Here is a 16,327-nt window from a genome sequence, read left to right on the forward strand (position 1 = left end):
GATGTCATGACTTCTCAAGACATCGGCGGGGTGGGTCTGCCGGAGGGGAGAGCTGCTGCTTGGGCCTGTCGGAGAGGGGCCGGCCCGGTCACTGTGATGGCTGCCGGTGTCGTCTGGATGTACTGCACGAGGGTGGGGTGCTACTGGAGGAGGGTTGGGGGTACTTCGGGTAGGTGGGGCCTTCGTGCAGTACGCACAACCATTGGCCAGTAGATCCCGACCCTCGTGGAGTAGGCCGACTCGGGGCAGGAGCGGGGCGGAGCCGGCTCGGTGCGGGCGGGGTCGGCGTTGAACCATGGCCTGCGGGCCTTCGTGTGGGCGCCGGATAGAGCTCGATGTTTGAGGTCATGACGTTGGTGACGTGTGATGGGCCCCGGGTGGCGGGGCTGGGCGCGGCAGACGACGCAGGGTCGGAGGCAACTGTGGCGGTGGTTCCACACCGCGACAGCGCCGGGCTGTGCCACCAAGAACCCCGCGGACTCACTCCCGCACAGCCCGGTGTCCACAGCGCTGACATCAACGATCCAGCCGCCGAAGCACCCCGTGGGGATCGTTGGAATCCTGCGGTTCTTCTTCGGCGCGCGGCGCCGGTGCGCCTGTGATGTCAGCACCATGGACACCCACACCCCGTCATGCCTCGCCTTGAGGCCACCCTCGCCTCCAGGACCACCAGCACCATCCCGGAATCTTGTCTGAGTGAGTGCCTCAGAAGTCATAACCCCCACATGTCTCAGAAGTGAGGAGACAGCACACCTCACCGGGGATTCGAGGCGGACGCAGATCGCGGGCGCCCTCGGACTCGAGGACGCCCGCGATCGGGAGGCGGGCGAAGAAGCCGTTCGCGCGGATCAGGAGGTCAGGACCGCCCCGCGGGTGTCGATTCCGGGGCTGAGTACGCTCCAGCCGTGGTTCTCCAGGGCGAAACGGGTCTGGTCGGCCAGCGTGGACAGGACCAGCACCGTGGGGCCCGCACCGGAGATGACGGCCGGGTAGCCCTGCTCGCGCAGGGAGTCCATGACCGCCATCGAGGCGGGCAGGACCCCGCGTCGGTACTCCTGGTGGAGCCGGTCCTCAGTGCCGGCCATGAGCAGGTCGGGGCGTCCGGCGAGCGCCAGCATGAGCACGGCGGCCCGGGAGGTGTTGAACAGGGCGTCCTCGCGCGGAACGGAGACCGGCAGGACCTGACGAGCCTCCTTGGTGGACAGGCGCGTCGTCGCCGGCGGGATGAGCAGGCTCACCCCGAGGGTGGCGTCCACGGGCATGGGCGCCATACGCGGATGCCCGCCGCGCTCGACCCAGGCGACGGTGGCGCCTCCGAACACGGCGGGAGCGACGTTGTCGGGGTGGCCCTCGAAGTCGGTGGCCAGGGCGAAGATCCGGTCGTCGCTGAGGGCCTCCGGCTCGGAGATGAGGCCGCGCGCCAGCATGAGTCCGGCCACGGCGGCGCTGGCGGACGATCCCATGCCCCCGCCGTGGGGGATCCGGTTGACGCAGCGCATCTCGAAGCCGGCCTGTGGGGCTCCGACGGCGTCGAGGCCGGCCCGCAGGGCCTGCACGACGAGGTTGTTGTCATCGGTGGGGACCGTCTCTGCGCCCACGCCCTCGACGATGACGCGGGTGGTGCCGGTGATCGGCCGCACCGAGACCTCGTCGTAGTAGCGGAAGGCCATGCCGAAGGAGTCGAAGCCTGGCCCCATGTTCGCCGTCGTGGCCGGGACCCGGACGGCCGCGCGCTCGTAGACGATGCGCATGTCACTCACCCTCGACACGTTGGATGGAGACGACCTCGGCGACCCGGTCCGAGACTCGTAGCCCCTCGACCGCGGCGTCGAGGTGGAAGACGGGGGCCGGGTGGGTCACGAAGGTGACGACGGCCTGGTCCTGGCTGCCGTCGGAGGTGACGTAGGCGCTCTGGCGCACCGAGTTGATGGAGACCCCGTTCTCGGCGAAGACGGAGGCCATTGCGGCCAGGGAGCCGACGGCGTCGTCGGAGCGCAGCTGGATCTGGTAGCGGGTGACGGCGGCCTCGGGGCCGAGGACCGGCAGGCTCGCGTAGGAGGACTCGCGGGGGGCCTGACCTCCGTGGACCCGGTGGGCGGCGGCGGCGACGACGTCGGACAGGACCGCGGAGGCCGTCGGGGCTCCCCCTGCTCCCTGACCGTAGAACATGAGGCGCCCGGCGCTCTCGGCCTCGACCAGGACGGCGTTGTAGGCGCCGTGAACGCTGGCCAGCGGGTGGTCGTTGGGCACGAGGGCGGGGTGGACCCGCACGGAGACGCCTTGTGCATGCTCGTCCTCGCGGCGCTGGGCGATGGCGAGCAGCTTGAGCTCGCAGCCCGAGGCGTGGGCCTCGCGGATGTCGTCGGCGGTGACCTTGCGGATGCCCTCGACGGAGACGTCGTCGAGGCCCACCCGGGTATGGAAGGCGAGGGAGGCGATGATGGCGGCCTTGGCGGCGGCGTCCAGGCCGTCGACGTCGGCGGTGGGGTCTGCCTCGGCGTAGCCGAGCTCCTGGGCGGTGGCCAGGGCGGTCTCGAAGGACAGGCCCTTGGTGCTCATCTCGTCGAGGATGTAGTTGGTGGTGCCGTTGACGATGCCGAGCACGCTGGTGACGCGGTCGCCGGCCATGGACTCGCGCAGCGCGTAGACCACGGGAATGGCGCCGGCGACGGCGGCCTCGTAGTAGAAGTCGGTGCCGGCGGCCGCCGCGGCGGTGTAGAGCTCGGGGCCGTGGGCCGCGATGAGGGCCTTGTTTCCGGTGATGACGCTGGCCCCGGCCTTGAAGGCGGCCAGGATGAGGGTGCGGGCCGGCTCGATCCCGCCGATGAGCTCGATGACCAGGTCGTTCCCGGTGGCGACAGCGGTGGCGTCATCGGTGAGGAGGTCCCGGGGGACGGCGAAGTCACGCGGCGCGTTGACATCGCGGACGGCGACGCCCGTGATCTCAAGACGCGCGCCGGAGCGGGCGGCGAAGTCGTCGGCCTGCTCGGTGAGGAGGCGAATGACCTGGCTGCCGACGGTCCCGGCGCCGAGGACGCCGACGGTGAGTGTGCGCTGGGCGGGTGAGAGGTCTTGAGCCACGGAATGACCACCTTGCTGTGTGTGCTGTGTTGCGTGCCGCGCGTGGGCACTTCGACTGCGTCATGCGATGGGCCGATCGGCAGGCGCGGTCAACCGACCGCTCACCGGCGATGACCATCGCCGCGGGCCAGCATAAGGGCCATCGACCGTGGAGCGCTTGCGTGTCCGCCTGTGGACACACGGCAGGTCCCGTGCTCCCCGGCTGATGGGCCCGGGCAGGTTGCTTCCGGCGCCCACCTGTGACGGTGCGCGAAGTAAAGGCGCTCAACGCCGCCAGATGATCTGCTTGAGCAGCCGAGTGATCACCCGGCCCAGGCCCATGGACGTCGGGGCGGCCGCGCTGTCGGAGTACCCCCAGGCCGGAGGCGGCTGCTCCAGGGAGGAGAGGAAGGAGGTCAGTGTGGACGGAGAGGAGGAGGTTGTTGCGCTCATGCCTTCAGGTTAGAAAGCAGCGCTGCGATAAGCGCCCCTCAGGAGAACGATTGGCGAGGAGGGCTCCTCCTCCCTACGGCTGAGACGATCGGACGAGGATCTCCTGCTTCCGGCAGGTACCTCGAGCGGAGCCTGCGGGATACCGACCGGCCCCCTGGGCACAGACGGCCAGTGGCCCCGACCCGGTTGAACCGGGTCGGGGCCACTGGATGGGCTCTGATGACAGAGCGTTCAGGCTCGAGAAGCGGTTACCCGCGTTCAGGAGGCGTTGCGGCGACGAGCCACCAGGAGGGCACCGCCACCCAGGCCGGCGCCGGCGAGCAGCACGAGCGCAACAGCGTTAGCACCGGTGTGCGCCAGCGGCGGAGTGCCACCGTTCGGCGTCTTCGGGGTGGAGGTGGGTGGCACCGGAGCACCCGGGGTGCTCGGCGGGGTCTGCGTGGTGGTCGGCGGGGTCGCAGGCGGCGTGGTCACCGCGGGCGGGGTCTGCGTGGTCGTCGGCGGGGTCGCAGGCGGCGTGGTCACCGCGGGCGGAGTCTGCGTGGTCGTCGGCGGCGTCGAGGTGGTCGTCGTCGTGTTGGTCAGGGAGACCTTGACGAGCTCCTGGTCGCGGATGGTGAAGGTGTTGGTCTTCTGGCTGTCGATGGTGAAGACCGGCTCACCCCAGCTGAAGCCGGAGGCGGCGGGCTGGGCCTTGGAGGTGTCCTCGGTGAGCGTGATCTTGGTGCCCACGGGGAAGGTGCCGTCGAAGGCGACCGGCTCACCGGGCTTGACCGTGACGGAGGAGGTTCCGGTGCGGCCCTCGCCAGTGGCCTTCTGGCCCTCGGGAGCCTTCCAGTCCGGGTAGGAGCTGGCAGCGGCCGGCAGCTCGTAGGCGACGTCGACGACGAAGCTGGAGCCGGCGGCCTTCGCGGCGGCCTCACCCTCGATGACCTTGGTCACGTTGAAGCTGCCGAAGCCGGGCTCCATCTGGACCGAGATGTCGAAGTACTGGACGTAGGACTGCTTCTGGGTGCTGGTCAGGTCCGTGCCGTTGAGGTTAACGGTGTTCTCGTAGGAGGTGCCCCGCGTGGCGGCGACGGCGTTGCCGTTGGCGTCCACGAAGGAGACGGGGTACTCCAGGGTGAAGTTGGTGCCGTTCTGGAACGGACCGGTCACCTCGTAGGTCGCAGTGCGTCCGTCCTGGGAGTAGGTGACCTTGACGTCGTAGTCACCGTACTGGGTGGTGGCGTCCTGGCCGGCGGCGTTGGTCAGCGGGATGGACTTGCCGTCAGCCGGGCGCAGGTTGAGGACCGTGCGGGTGGCGTCGGCCTGGTTGAAGGTCATGCCGCCACCGAGGGTGTCGGTGAAGACGATGCTCTGGCGGGAGCCGTCGAAGGTCTTGCCGAGCTTGCCACCAGTGGTCTGGTTGGTCCCGAAGTTCACACCCCAGGTCAGCTCCTTGTAGTTGTTGTAGAAGCTGGAGGCCCACTTGGTGAGCTCCCAGTCGCTCTCCTTGGGGCCGCCGATGCCGCCGCCACCGGGCAGGGTGACGGTGGTGGTGACGCCGTTGACGGTGAAGTCAACGGACTGCTCGTCGGTGGCCTTGGCGACGGACACCAGGGCGGAGCCGGAACCCTTGAAGTTGTGGAAGCCGGCGGCCTTGAGCTCGTCAACCTTGGAGTTGAAGGTGCAGGTGACGTCCTTGACGGTCAGGGTGCAGGTACCGACCTCGACATCCTTGCCGCCGTACTCGACGGTCATCGGGTGGGTCTCGCTGTTCTGCAGGTTGGTGAAGTACTCACCCAGACCGATCGTGAAGGAGTCGCCGCTCTTGAGGTTGGCGTCGACGCCGCTCCAGTCGAAGCTGAGGCGGGCGAGGTCGTAGGTGTTGAGCTTCCCTTCCTGCTCAATGTTGTTGCCGTCCACCCGTGTCAGAGACAGGTTGGTGACGTTGACGCTCTTGTTCTGCTCAGCGCTCGCCTGAGGAGCGAACTGAGACAGGATCGCGACAAGGAAGAGAGTGAGGATGGCGGCGGCCCCCCTCACCGCCCCTCGTGTGAGGGCCGGCCGAGAGGCGGCGCCCGTGGACATGGTGTTCATGGGTTCTCCGGATTCCTGGCATAGATGACAAGGGTCTGCCTTGTGAAGCATCACCGAACGTTCCCACTGTCTGTTCAGGAGAGGGAAAGCCGCCCCGTGATGACCAAGACCACTGTGTCACAAACCGACTGTTTGGGAATAGGGAACACTCAAAACACGCACGACGTCACAGTCTCATCACAACTGAAACTGACGTTCTAACCAACTTGACGCCATAATATTTGTAGATACTCTACAAAAAATGTGTCGCGAGACTGTGCTGACACTGTGCGTCCCCCACGAGGAGGGCCGCGCTTCGGTTGTGCTAGCCCTCCACACAGGGAGCCTTCAGGTCCCCTCCTGAGGCGCGACTCCGTTCAGAGTTCTCCCAGGTCAGCACGCTTCTGGCTCAGGCGCTTGAGGTTCTCCTGAGAGGTTGACACGTCCTGCTGAGCCTGCGGGGTTCCCATCAGGTCATCCAGCTCCCGCCGGATCTCCAGCGACTCCCGGTAAGCAGCCTCAGCCGCATCCCAGTCACCCCGCGCCCAAGCCACCCGACCCACATTGTCCAGCGAGACCGACAGGTCACGGCGAGCCTCCGGCGTCCCCAACGACTCCACCAAACCCCGAGCCAACCCCAGTGACTCCCGGTAAGCGGCCTCGGCCGCATCCCACTCACCCCGCGCCCAAGCCACCCGACCCACATTGTCCAGCGAGACTGACAGGTCACGGCGAGCCTCTGGAGTCCCCAACGACTCCACCAAACCCCGCCGAATCTCCAGTGACTCCTGGTAAGCAGCCTCAGCCGCATCCCACTCACCACGAGCCAGGGCCACCTGCCCCACATTGTCCAGCGAGATTGACAGGTCACGGCGAGCCTCTGGAGTCCCCAACGACTCCTCCAGCCCCCGAGCCAACCCCAGTGACTCCTGGTAAGCAGCCTCAGCCGCATCCCACTCACCACGAGCCAGGGCCACCCGACCCACATTGTTCAGCGAGACTGACAGGTCACGGCGAGCCTCCGGCGTCCCCAACGACTCCACCAAACCCCGAGCCGAGCGTTCGCGCTCCCGAGCGGCCGGTGCAGCGGCGTCGACAGCACCAAAGGTCATGGCAATGGCCAGAACCGCATCCGCCACCTGGGAACGGAGAGGGGCCGGAAAATCAGCAAGGGTCTCCAGGACGGCCTTGAGATTCACCTCCACAGTGACAGTGTCGTCCAGCAGCCCGCCGATCTCCGCGCGGGTCAGCCCCCTGAAAGCCACCGCCAGTGGGGACGGTTCCTCGGGCAGAGCATCTAGAATCTCTCTGGCCCTCCAAGGCTCAGTAGGCAGCAGACGCCGGGCCCGGTCCGTCTCTCGGATGGTAACAGCCAGCTCGGGGGTCCGTTGATCCGGTGGAACCGTGATGCTCCAGGTCGAGCGGTACCGAGAACCGTCACTTGCTCCCACGGAGCGAGACCGGTCGTCCTCTTCGCGGCGCTGCGGTCGGTCCACCAGATCGCTGGAACTGGAACCGATGACGCAAGTCAAGGACCGAATGGACCACAGGTCCGCTGCCTCACGGGCCGCGTCACTAAGTAGGGCGATAGGCCCGCAAACCATGACGCATCCGCCCCCGGGGCGAGCCAGGCGTATCCGCATCTCGTTGAGAATGTGCAGAACCCTGCGGCGCACCTCGTCATCCCACAGATCTAGGAAGAGAACGCCGGGAACGGGAAGATGGCGGCTCAGCCACAAGCTCAGAAGCTGTTCTGGCTCCGGTTCGCTCCAGGGCTCATGAGTCCGTCGGCACCACAGTGCGGCACGTTCCTTGAGGTCCTGGGTCTGGGCTCGGGTCTGTGCCGCAATCATCACGACGGTGGGCTCATTCCTGGTCCACTCCAGGTGGCGGCGCAGATCCGACCAAGCTTGGTCAATACTCACCGTCGAGGGGGCAGTCGGGACGCGCATGCTAGTCCTCGTCGAGGAGGGGCTCCAAAAGGGGATTCACACCCCACCAGTCAACGGTTCCGTTGCGGTAGCACAGCACGTACCCGAGGGCCTGGAGGGTCCAGGCCTCCGAGGTCAGCTCTCGCGGCACGATAAGCTGTTGGGTCTCCTTCACCTGGCGAAGGATCTCCCACTGCTCCTGAGTCAACCCGACGACAGCCTGCGAGCGCTGTTGGCGCTCCACCTGGTCGACATCCTCGGGTCTCACGGGAAGCGGGCCGTTCTTGAGTAGGAGGCCCGCAACCAGGCGGAACAGGTCACGGAACAGGCCACCCGAGGCCCGGATCACCCGGTCCGTCTCCGCACCCAGGAGTCGTTCCACATCGCCATTTGGGGCGCGTTGAGCCAGCACCTGACGCAGCAGGTCGATGCCCTCCTGGCAGTCCTCGCCGCTGCGCTCCCGCACCTTGACGTTGAGGACGGGCCAGACCTCCCCGCCCCATCCTGTAGGTTTGACGTACACCGGCACCGTGTAGACCACGTGCATCCCGGGCAGGGCCAGCTCTGAGGCGTAGTGGGAGAACAAGGTCTCCACGGAGTCGCGGACCTCGTCGAAGGTGGAGGACCGCCCCCGGTAGTGATCAATGGAGTCGACGATGAAGACCGGTGTCTTGTTCCCGGGCAGGCTGTTCGCCAGATCGTTGAAGAAGGCGTGCATCTCCTCCTTGAAGGTCTTGCGGTTGGAGTCGAGGGCGGCCTTGACCTGCGCCCGGAAGCTCTCGTCGTCACGGAACCTCGCCCTTAGGTCAAGAGAGGCCGGCCCCCCGCTGACGGAGGCACTGAGCTCGGCATCGATGTCGAGTCGCTGGAAGAATGTCTGAACCCGGCGGTACAGGCTCTGCTTGAGCCCGTCGATTTCCTCGCAGTTGTCAACGAAGCCGGCGGCGAGGCCGACGAGAAAAGTCGCCGCTTCGAGTGGAAGCTCAGGGTTGAAGTAGTCCTCGATGTCGAAGTAGACGGGGAGGTAAACCTCACGGTCGAGTTCCCGTTTGAGGCGCAGGAGCTCAGTGGTCTTTCCGGCGCCGCGATAGCCGGAGAGCAGCTGAACAGACCCTCCGGCGGTGAAGTCGATCGCCGTGGCGATCTCCGCGACCAGATCCGGCCCAGCCGGGCCGTCGGACTGGGCATAGATCGGGACGTAGTAGCGCTCGAACTCCTCTTCCTCGCTGAGCATCTGAGCGCCTTGATGGACGTTCAGCGCGCGGTAGAAGTCCCTGCGGCAGTCCCGGTCACTGTCACCCATGCCCGGAGTCTATACAGGGACTCAACCCTCAAGGCGCAGGAGGTCCTCGATGGTCTCAGGGCGCAGGACCCAGCCCGACTCGCGCTCTCGCACCCAGCGCACGCCGGGGCGGGTGAAGAGGTTGTAGTTGGAGGCCATGGAGCGCCCGTAGGCACCAGTGGCGGGAACGGCCAGCACGTCGCCGACGGCCAGGTCGGCGGGCAGGTCCACGTCACGCACGACGACGTCGCCGGACTCGCAGTGCTTGCCCACCACCCGGCTGCGCACCAGCCCGGCCTGCGGGTCGGGGCGGCGGTTGGCAACGAGGGCCGTGTAGGCGGCCTCGTAGAGGGCGGGGCGGATGTTGTCGCTCATGCCGCCGTCGATGCTGACGTAGAGGCGTGAGGCCCCCTCCTCCAGGTCGACGTGCTTGAGGCCGGTGACGGTGTAGAGGGTGACCGTCGTCGGGCCGGCGACTGCGCGGCCGGGCTCGATGGAGACGGTGGGGACCTCGTCTCCAAGGCGCTCGCAGGTCTCGCGCACGGCCTCGGCCAGGGTACGGGCGACCTGCGCCGGGCTGGGCGGCACCGGGTCGGCCCCGGTGTAGGCGATGCCGTAACCGCCGCCCAGGTCGACCTCCGGGCACAGGTGCCCGGTATCTGCGGCGACCTCGTGGCGCAGGGTGAGGACGATGCCGACGGCCTCCCGGAAGCCGGCCAGGTCCAGGATCTGGGAGCCGATGTGGGAGTGCAGCCCGTGCAGCTCAAGCTCGGGGGCGGCGATGATTGCGTCGATGGCCTGCCGGGCGGTACCGGCGTGGACGGAGAGGCCGAACTTCTGGTCCTCGTGACCGGTGGAGATGTACTCGTGGCCCCCGGCGTGCACACCGGTGGTCAGGCGCACCATGACCTTGCCGGTCTCCTCGGACCCGTAGACGCCGCTGGCGCGCAGCTCTCGCACGGCGCGGACGGCGAGGTCGACCTCCTCGAGGGAGTCGAGGACGAGGTGGCCCACGTGGTGGGTGAGGGCGACGGCGATCTCGGCCTGCGTCTTACCGTTGCCGTGCAGGCCCAGACGGGTGGCGTCCGTGGCGGCCTCCGCCCCGTCCACCTCCTGCAGGGCGGCCAGTCCCACGGCGAGCTCGCCGCGGCTGGCGGTGTCGATGCCCATGCCCTCCTCGAGGACCCACTGGGCGACCTTGGTGGTCAGGAAGGCCTTGCCTGCGTAGAAGGCCTCTCCCCCGGCCATGCCGTAGCTGGGCCAGAACTCCTCGTGCATGGCGGCGGCCCAGGAGGCGGCGCGGCCGCGCAGGTCGGCCTCGTCCAGGACGAAGACGGGGCTGGGGGCCCCGGCGAGAATCTCGGAGACGGTCAGCCCGCCCAGGGCGAGCTCGCCATCATCCGTGCGCCGCGCCGTGGTGGGCCACAGGTCGGGACGGTCCTCGGGCTCCGGACAGGCCAGCGCCCCCAGGGGCGGCTCACCGGCGGGAATCTGGTCGGTCATCGACTCTCACATCCTCTCGGGCGCGCTCACGCCCAGCAGGTCGAGCCCGTTGGCCAGGACCTGACCGACGGCGTCGTTGAGCCACAGGCGGGCCACGTGCCCGGCGCTCACGGCGTCGTCCCCACGGGGGGTGACGCGGGTGGCGCCGTACCAGGCGTGGTAGGCGGCGGCGAGCTGCTCGAGGTAGCGGGCTACTCGGTGCTGCTCGCGCAGCTGTGCGGCCTGGGCCACGGTGGCGGGGAACTGGGCCAGGACCCCCAGCAGGGCGGCGTCGGCCGGATCGTCCAGGGCACCGGGCTCGAAGGGCGCCTCGTTCGGGTCGCGGCTCACACCGTGCTCGGCGGCGTTGCGGGCCACGTTGCGGGTGCGAGCGTGGGCGTACTGGACGTAGTAGACGGGGTTGTCGGAGGTGGAGGAGGCCAGCAGGTCCAGGTCGATGTCGATCATGGAGTCCATGGAGGAACGGGCCAGGGCGTAGCGGGCGGCGTCCACGCCGACGGCGTCGACCAGGTCCTCCAGGGTGACGATGGTACCGGCGCGCTTGGACATGCGCACCGGGACACCGTTGCGCACGAGGTTGACGAGCTGGCCGATGAGGATCTGCATGTTGGTGCCGGGGGTGTCCCCGAAGGCCGCGCACATGGCCATCATCCGGCCGATGTAGCCGTGGTGGTCGGCCCCGAGCAGGTAGAGGGCGCAGTCGGCACCACGCTCGCGCTTGTCCAGGTAGTAGGCGAGGTCGGCGGCGAAGTAGGCGGCGTTGCCGTCGGACTTGATGAGGACGCGGTCCTTGTCGTCCCCGAAGTCGGTGGTGCGCAGCCAGGTGGCGCCGTCGCGCTCCTCGATGACGCCGCGCTCGCGCAGGCGGGCGATGGCGCGCTCGACGGCGCCAGAGGTGTGCAGGGAGTCCTCGTGGAAGAAGACGTCGAAGTCGGAGCGGAAGGCGTGCAGCTCGGCCTTGACGGCGGCGAACATGAGGTCGACGCCGCGGGAACGGAAGACCTCAGTGGCCTCGGCGTCGGGCAGGGTGGCCGGGTCGGGGCGGCCGGCGGCGAGCTCGTCGGCGGTCACCTGCTGGGCGATCTCGCTGATGTAGGCGCCGCCGTAGCCGTCCTCGGGGGTCTGCTCGCCGCGTGCGGAGGCCAGCAGGGAGCGGGCGAAGCGGTCGATCTGGGTGCCGTGGTCGTTGAAGTAGTACTCCCGGGTGACCTGGGCACCGCAGGCGGACAGGATTCGGGCCAGGGAGTCGCCGACGGCGGCCCAGCGGGCGCCGCCCAGGTGGACCGGCCCGGTGGGGTTGGCCGAGACGTACTCGAGGTTGATGTGCTGGCCGCTCAGGGAGTCGTTGCGGCCGTAGGCCTCTGCGGCCTCGACGATGGAGCGGGCGAGCTCGCCGGCGCTGGCGGCGTCGAGGCGGATGTTAAGGAAGCCGGGGCCGGCGACCTCCACGGAGGCGATGCCGTCGAGGGCCTCAAGGCGCGGGACGAGGAGCTCGGCGAGATCGCGCGGCTTGGTGCCGGCCTTCTTGGCCAGCTGCATAGCCACGTTGGTGGACCAGTCACCGTGGTCGCGGTTGCGAGGGCGCTCGACGCGGGGGACGGGAATCTCGGCGGAGGGCAGGGCGAGGGAGCCCTCGGCGGAGGCCTCCTCCAGGACGGTGCGGATGGCTGCGGCAAGCTCTTCTGGGGTCACGCGCGTCAGCGTACCGTCAACGGACGGGCCGGATCACGAGGGAGGCCGGCAGCTGCCGGGCATCGTGGGACATGTCGCAGTCTCGTGCCGGTTTCGCACCGGGACCGGGACGCTGGTACAGTCACGCCTCGGGCCCCGGTAGCTCAGTGGATAGAGCGTCTGCCTCCGGAGCAGAAGGTCGCAGGTTCGAATCCTGTCCGGGGCACCACCTCCGAGCCCCCGTCGCCACCCGCGGCGGGGGCTTGCTCATGTAATTCGAGGCATGACAACGGAACAGGAACAACGTGTGTCCATCGCTCAGACCGGTCATCATGCGGCTGGCGTGTTCTCATGGGAAAGATAAGCCTCAACGGCATCACGAATGACGGCACTGGCGGTAGTGCCGTGCTTCTCGATGTAGGCGTCAAGAGCCGCGTTGGTGTGCTCGGGTAGGCGGACCTGGCGGCGTGGGGAGCGTCCGCGACCGGTGGCGTGGGCCTGTCCGAGACCTGGGCGGCCACGGAGGATGGCATCAAGATCTGTGTCGCTGATGCGTGAGCCGTCACGGCCGGCTCCGCGTCCGACGGTGGGCACGCGGCCCGCGGTGACGTCCTCATCGAACTGGTTGTAATAGGCCTGCTCAGCATCAGTGAAAGGGGCGCGTGTGGAATCAGGAGACATAGCGGCTCTATCTGGTCGGTCAGTGGTCGACGGGTGGAACAAGGTGACGGTAGAGATCAGTGACCTCCATGACATGGAAGATGGTGCGTCGACCACGACCGTCAACGGCGACGCCGACTTCGAGGTAGCGCAGTGCCTGCGGGTGGGGCCGACCGACGAACATGAATGACTGCTCACCTGCACGGCGGGGTTGGAGGATCTCGTAGTCGACGTGATGCATGACGGCGTACTCCGCATCGGAGCGGGGCACGCCATGCTTGTCTGCAGAATCGCTGAACTCGAACCTCACCATATTATGGTAGTACCGAGGATAGAGGTGAGCAAGACTCCTTACACCGCTGCTCAGCGGTGCGACCCCTATCGCCCAACGTTATCCCAAAGTCTTCAGGGCGAGGCTGGGGACGTCGGTCATAATGGCGTCCACGTTGAGGTCGGCCAGGTGGCGCATCCGCTCGGGGTCGTCCACCGTCCAGACGTGGACCTCCAGGCCCGCGATGTGCGCGGAGGCGACGAAGCGGCGGGTGACCACCGGGACGCCGTGGTAGCTCTCCGGCACCTGGACGGCGTCGACCCTGCCGCGGGTCCAGCCCCAGCGGGTCTGGGGCAGGGGGACGGCCGCCTCGCTGCGCAGCATGAGGCCGAGCACGTCACTGACGCCCAGTGAGGTCATGGCCCGTGGCTCCTGGCGGCGCAGCACGGCCAGCCGACGAGCGGAGAAGGAGGCGAACCGGACTCGGTCGAGGGCCTGGGCGTCGCGCACCGTCTGCAGGGCGGCCTGGACAACGCTGGAGTCCTTCAGGTCAATGTTGAACTTCATCGCCGGCTGGGCGTACAGGGCGTCGTCGAGTCGGACGAAGCCGCGCCCGTCGCCGGAGTCGAGGTCGGCAAGCTCGGCCCACATGACCTCGCCGACGGTGCGGGGGTCGTTCGCGGTGCGGTACAGGTCCTCGTCATGGCTGAGCACGACGACGCCGTCGGCGGTCAACCGAAGGTCGGTCTCCATCCACTCCAGCCCGAGCGCGGCCACGTGCTCGACGGCGCTCCAGGTATTCTCAGGAACCTCGCGTCCGCCGCCGCGGTGGGCGATGACGGCAGGGCGGCGGGTTCGTGACGCGGCAGGCGGCACAGTGGGTCTCCCTCAGCTGCAGTTGGTGGTGAGCTCGACGGCGTTGTGCTGCTTGAGCCAGCCCCACGGCTCCACGGTGGACTCGTCGGCGGTGTCGTCCTTGGTGCGCACCTCGAAGTGCAGGTGAGAACCGGAGGACCGGCCTGTGTTACCCACTCCGGCGATCATCTGGCCGGCCGTGACGGTGTCACCGGCCTTGACGTAAATACCGTCCTCGTACATGTGCAGGTAGCTGGTGTACCAGACCTGGCCGTCGATCTCGTGCTTGATGGTGATGGTTCCGGTGCCGTCGACCATGCCGGCGGTGGTGACGGTGCCGGCGGCGGCCGCGTAGATGGGTGTCCCCACGGGAGCGGCCATGTCCTGCCCGGCGTGCAGCTTGCGGTAGCCGAGGGTGGGGTGGGTGCGGTAACCGTACTCGGAGGAGATCTCGTAGGTGCCCGGAAGCATCGGGTAGAACAGCTGCGGCTTGGAGCTGAAGGCGCTGGTGTCGCCGGAGGCGCCGGTGGCTGAGGAGCAGGTCTTGGCAGCGTTCTGGTAGGCCTCGCGGATCCTGGCCCGGGTGGCGGCGTCGGGCACGTTGGACAGCTGGGTGTCGGAGTCGTCGTCCAGGTCGTCGCTGCCGAGCACGGAGCTGGCCACGGAGGAGGCCTTCGTCCCGGCGACGGCCGGACTCTGCGTGGTGGAGCCGCTGGGGTGCATCTTCATGGCGGCCGAGGCCAGCGGGGTGTTGTCGAGGTGGCTGGACAAGGGGGCGAGCACTGTGGCCATGGCCAGGACCGACAGGACGGCGGTGCGCCCCAGGATCCCGGAGCCGGTGCGGCGGCGGACGGGACGGGCTGGGGCGGGGCCGGTTGAGGAGTCGCGGTGCGTGTCCGGCTTCGATGCTGCCTTGGCCCTGACCGACGACGTCGGGGCGGCGGCCTCGTCGGCTGCCTTGCCTCGCTTGGTCTGGGCGGCCGTCCGCACGGACTTGGTCTTCCTGGCGCTCCGGGCGGCCTTGATGGCGTGGATGGTCTCCTCGTCCGCGAGCGGCACCCCGGCTTTGCGGGCAGCCATGATCTTGCGGACCTCGGGGACCTCGATGGTCTCGGCGCCGCGGAAGTCCGTGATCCGCTGCGAGAACCGGATCTCATGGGGCGTCTCGGGTGCGGAGGGCGCCTGAGGAGCCAGCTCCACGGGCGCTGGCGCTTCGGTTCGCGGCGTCTGGGTGGCGGCGCCGTCCGTCTGCGTGCCGGGGACGCCGAAAGAGGCGGCGTGGTGGGGCGTGGAGGCAACGACAGGGTTGGTCGAGGCGGTCGAGGCGCCGGCGGGGGCTGCCGAGGCGCGTTGCCGGCGGCGGCCCGCGGGTCGGGAGGCAGGTTCGGAGGTCGCCCCGGCTTCCGGCTCGGCGGGGGCGGTCTGCGCGGCTGCGTGACGGTGACGCTGCGTGTCACTGGGCGAAGCTGAAGCCGTGTCGCTAGCGGCCCACCACGGCGTGGCGCCGGTGGGGTGAGCAGATGCCGGCTCAAGCCCTGAGGTGGACTCGGCCAGTGAGGCCGCGACCAGGGGCGACAACGCCGAGGGCGTTGATGGTGCCGCTGCGGGCGCGGCCTGGTGGGCACGATGAGAGCGGCGCTGGTTGTGGCGGCTCTCGGGGCGGTGAGCCTGGGGCTGCGCAGCACTCTCGACGGCGGGGTTCTCCCGCGTCTGCTGGGTATCCTCGAAGACCTGGGCGGTCCGCAGGTCTTTGCGGGAGCGCCGGGTGGGGCGAGTGTCGCCGGCGACCTGTGCTGAGGGGGAGAAGACGGACGGGGCCGCAGATGCGGAGCTGTACCCCTGAGGCGCCGAGGCCTGCGACTGCTCGGGCTGATGCGAGGTGGGCTCGGGCTGTTCAATGGCGCTCTGACGCCGACGAGCCATCCGGCTCATTGGTGCGACGGGCTGCGACGGCGCCGGGTCTCCGAAGACCGACGGCGCCGCATCGCTCCCTGGGCGCGCTCCCGTCCGCGTGTCTGACGCCGCTGCCGGCGCCACGGGCCGCTGCGGGTGGTTCTGCTTCTGCGGGGCAAGCGGAACGTCGGGGAGAGCCGACGGGTTCGGAGCGGTGAGGGGACTGGAGGCGGCGCCGTTCTCGGCGTGGAGGTCGCGACGTGAGCGGCGAGTGGCTCCGGCGACGTGAGTGGTGTGCGTCGTCGACGGTGACGACGGCGCGGCTGCGACCTGTGCCTCAGCGACCTGGCGAGCGGCTTCGGCAGCACGTTCCGCCTCGCGACGCTGGCGTCGACTCATGGGCTGCGGGGTCACGCGGGAAGCCTCCAGATGGCTGAGTGTCATAGGGAAGTCGTCGCTGCCGACAAACCGGCAGTCACGACGTGGCGGCTGCCAGGGCGACAGCCTGGGTTGTACTCGGTTAAAACAGTAGCGGTCTCCTGTGGGTCTTGCCAGGAGAACCAGCACACCTTTGTGTGACCTGCACTTCTTACGCAAACCCTGCAGTTCTATCCACGCAGCCGGCCCGACACGAGGATCCCGTGCCATACGAACGAATCAGCACCTGTGCACCGCTGTCTGCTCAGC

Annotated in this window: 12 protein-coding genes and 1 tRNA gene; 1 reads left to right on the forward strand and 12 read right to left on the reverse strand. The window is 68.5% G+C overall.

The window, feature by feature from the left end:
- Positions 1 to 848 precede the first annotated feature (848 nt).
- The 8 genes from thrB to argS all read right to left on the reverse strand — a co-directional run bounded on the left by thrB (position 849) and on the right by argS (position 11,982).
- The gene (thrB, locus tag RIV14_RS07545; protein ID WP_075371426.1) at positions 849 to 1,751 is read right to left on the reverse strand and encodes a homoserine kinase; all 903 of its coding nucleotides are present in this window, start codon (positions 1,749 to 1,751) and stop codon (positions 849 to 851) included.
- Between the two features lies 1 nt (position 1,752).
- Positions 1,753 to 3,081: a homoserine dehydrogenase gene (locus RIV14_RS07550; RefSeq protein ID WP_075373665.1), complete on the reverse strand. Its 1,329-nt coding sequence runs from the start codon at positions 3,079 to 3,081 to the stop codon at positions 1,753 to 1,755.
- A gap of 264 nt (positions 3,082 to 3,345) precedes the next feature.
- Positions 3,346 to 3,513, reverse strand: coding sequence for a hypothetical protein (locus tag RIV14_RS07555; protein ID WP_178387936.1), 168 nt, complete (start codon positions 3,511 to 3,513; stop codon positions 3,346 to 3,348).
- A gap of 258 nt (positions 3,514 to 3,771) precedes the next feature.
- A complete protein-coding gene (locus tag RIV14_RS07560; protein ID WP_075403497.1) occupies positions 3,772 to 5,595 on the reverse strand; it encodes a DUF7926 domain-containing protein in 1,824 nt (607 codons plus the stop codon).
- A 356-nt stretch (positions 5,596 to 5,951) separates the two neighbouring features.
- Entirely contained in the window at positions 5,952 to 7,526 is a 1,575-nt protein-coding gene (locus tag RIV14_RS07565; RefSeq protein WP_075372232.1) for a tetratricopeptide repeat protein, read from the reverse strand.
- 1 nt (position 7,527) lies between these two features.
- Positions 7,528 to 8,808, reverse strand: coding sequence for a hypothetical protein (locus RIV14_RS07570; RefSeq protein WP_075372231.1), 1,281 nt, complete (start codon positions 8,806 to 8,808; stop codon positions 7,528 to 7,530).
- 21 nt (positions 8,809 to 8,829) lie between these two features.
- On the reverse strand, positions 8,830 to 10,290 hold the full coding sequence (gene lysA, locus RIV14_RS07575) for a diaminopimelate decarboxylase (protein ID WP_075372230.1): 1,461 nt from the start codon (positions 10,288 to 10,290) through the stop codon (positions 8,830 to 8,832).
- A 6-nt stretch (positions 10,291 to 10,296) separates the two neighbouring features.
- Positions 10,297 to 11,982, reverse strand: coding sequence for an arginine--tRNA ligase (gene argS / locus RIV14_RS07580; RefSeq protein WP_075372229.1), 1,686 nt, complete (start codon positions 11,980 to 11,982; stop codon positions 10,297 to 10,299).
- A 132-nt stretch (positions 11,983 to 12,114) separates the two neighbouring features.
- Between argS and RIV14_RS07585 the strand changes: the two genes are divergently transcribed.
- A tRNA-Arg gene (locus RIV14_RS07585) sits at positions 12,115 to 12,190 on the forward strand.
- Positions 12,191 to 12,291: 101 nt separating this feature from the next.
- Here the strand turns inward: RIV14_RS07585 and RIV14_RS07590 are convergent.
- The 4 genes from RIV14_RS07590 to RIV14_RS07605 form a co-directional block, all read right to left on the reverse strand.
- Entirely contained in the window at positions 12,292 to 12,642 is a 351-nt protein-coding gene (locus RIV14_RS07590; protein WP_075372228.1) for a ribbon-helix-helix domain-containing protein, read from the reverse strand.
- A gap of 19 nt (positions 12,643 to 12,661) precedes the next feature.
- Positions 12,662 to 12,934 (reverse strand): hypothetical protein, encoded by a 273-nt coding sequence (locus RIV14_RS07595; protein WP_256695086.1) that lies wholly within the window; start codon positions 12,932 to 12,934, stop codon positions 12,662 to 12,664.
- Between the two features lie 78 nt (positions 12,935 to 13,012).
- A complete protein-coding gene (locus tag RIV14_RS07600; RefSeq protein ID WP_075372227.1) occupies positions 13,013 to 13,768 on the reverse strand; it encodes a glycerophosphodiester phosphodiesterase family protein in 756 nt (251 codons plus the stop codon).
- Between the two features lie 12 nt (positions 13,769 to 13,780).
- A complete protein-coding gene (locus RIV14_RS07605; protein WP_256699217.1) occupies positions 13,781 to 16,054 on the reverse strand; it encodes a M23 family metallopeptidase in 2,274 nt (757 codons plus the stop codon).
- Positions 16,055 to 16,327: the final 273 nt, after the last annotated feature.

It is taken from the genome of Actinomyces acetigenes (assembly GCF_031296635.1).
Taxonomy (GTDB): domain Bacteria; phylum Actinomycetota; class Actinomycetes; order Actinomycetales; family Actinomycetaceae; genus Actinomyces; species Actinomyces acetigenes.

What these genes read in the sequence shown, in the direction of transcription:
- RIV14_RS07555 (WP_178387936.1), bottom strand. Translation starts at nt 3,513, where the DNA reads ATGAGCGCAACAACCTCCTCCTCTCCGTCCACACTGACCTCCTTCCTC.
- RIV14_RS07570 (WP_075372231.1), bottom strand. Translation starts at nt 8,808, where the DNA reads ATGGGTGACAGTGACCGGGACTGCCGCAGGGACTTCTACCGCGCGCTG.
- RIV14_RS07560 (WP_075403497.1), bottom strand. Translation starts at nt 5,595, where the DNA reads ATGAACACCATGTCCACGGGCGCCGCCTCTCGGCCGGCCCTCACACGA.
- RIV14_RS07595 (WP_256695086.1), bottom strand. Translation starts at nt 12,934, where the DNA reads ATGGTGAGGTTCGAGTTCAGCGATTCTGCAGACAAGCATGGCGTGCCC.
- RIV14_RS07565 (WP_075372232.1), bottom strand. Translation starts at nt 7,526, where the DNA reads ATGCGCGTCCCGACTGCCCCCTCGACGGTGAGTATTGACCAAGCTTGG.
- thrB (WP_075371426.1), bottom strand. Translation starts at nt 1,751, where the DNA reads ATGCGCATCGTCTACGAGCGCGCGGCCGTCCGGGTCCCGGCCACGACG.
- RIV14_RS07590 (WP_075372228.1), bottom strand. Translation starts at nt 12,642, where the DNA reads ATGTCTCCTGATTCCACACGCGCCCCTTTCACTGATGCTGAGCAGGCC.
- lysA (WP_075372230.1), bottom strand. Translation starts at nt 10,290, where the DNA reads ATGACCGACCAGATTCCCGCCGGTGAGCCGCCCCTGGGGGCGCTGGCC.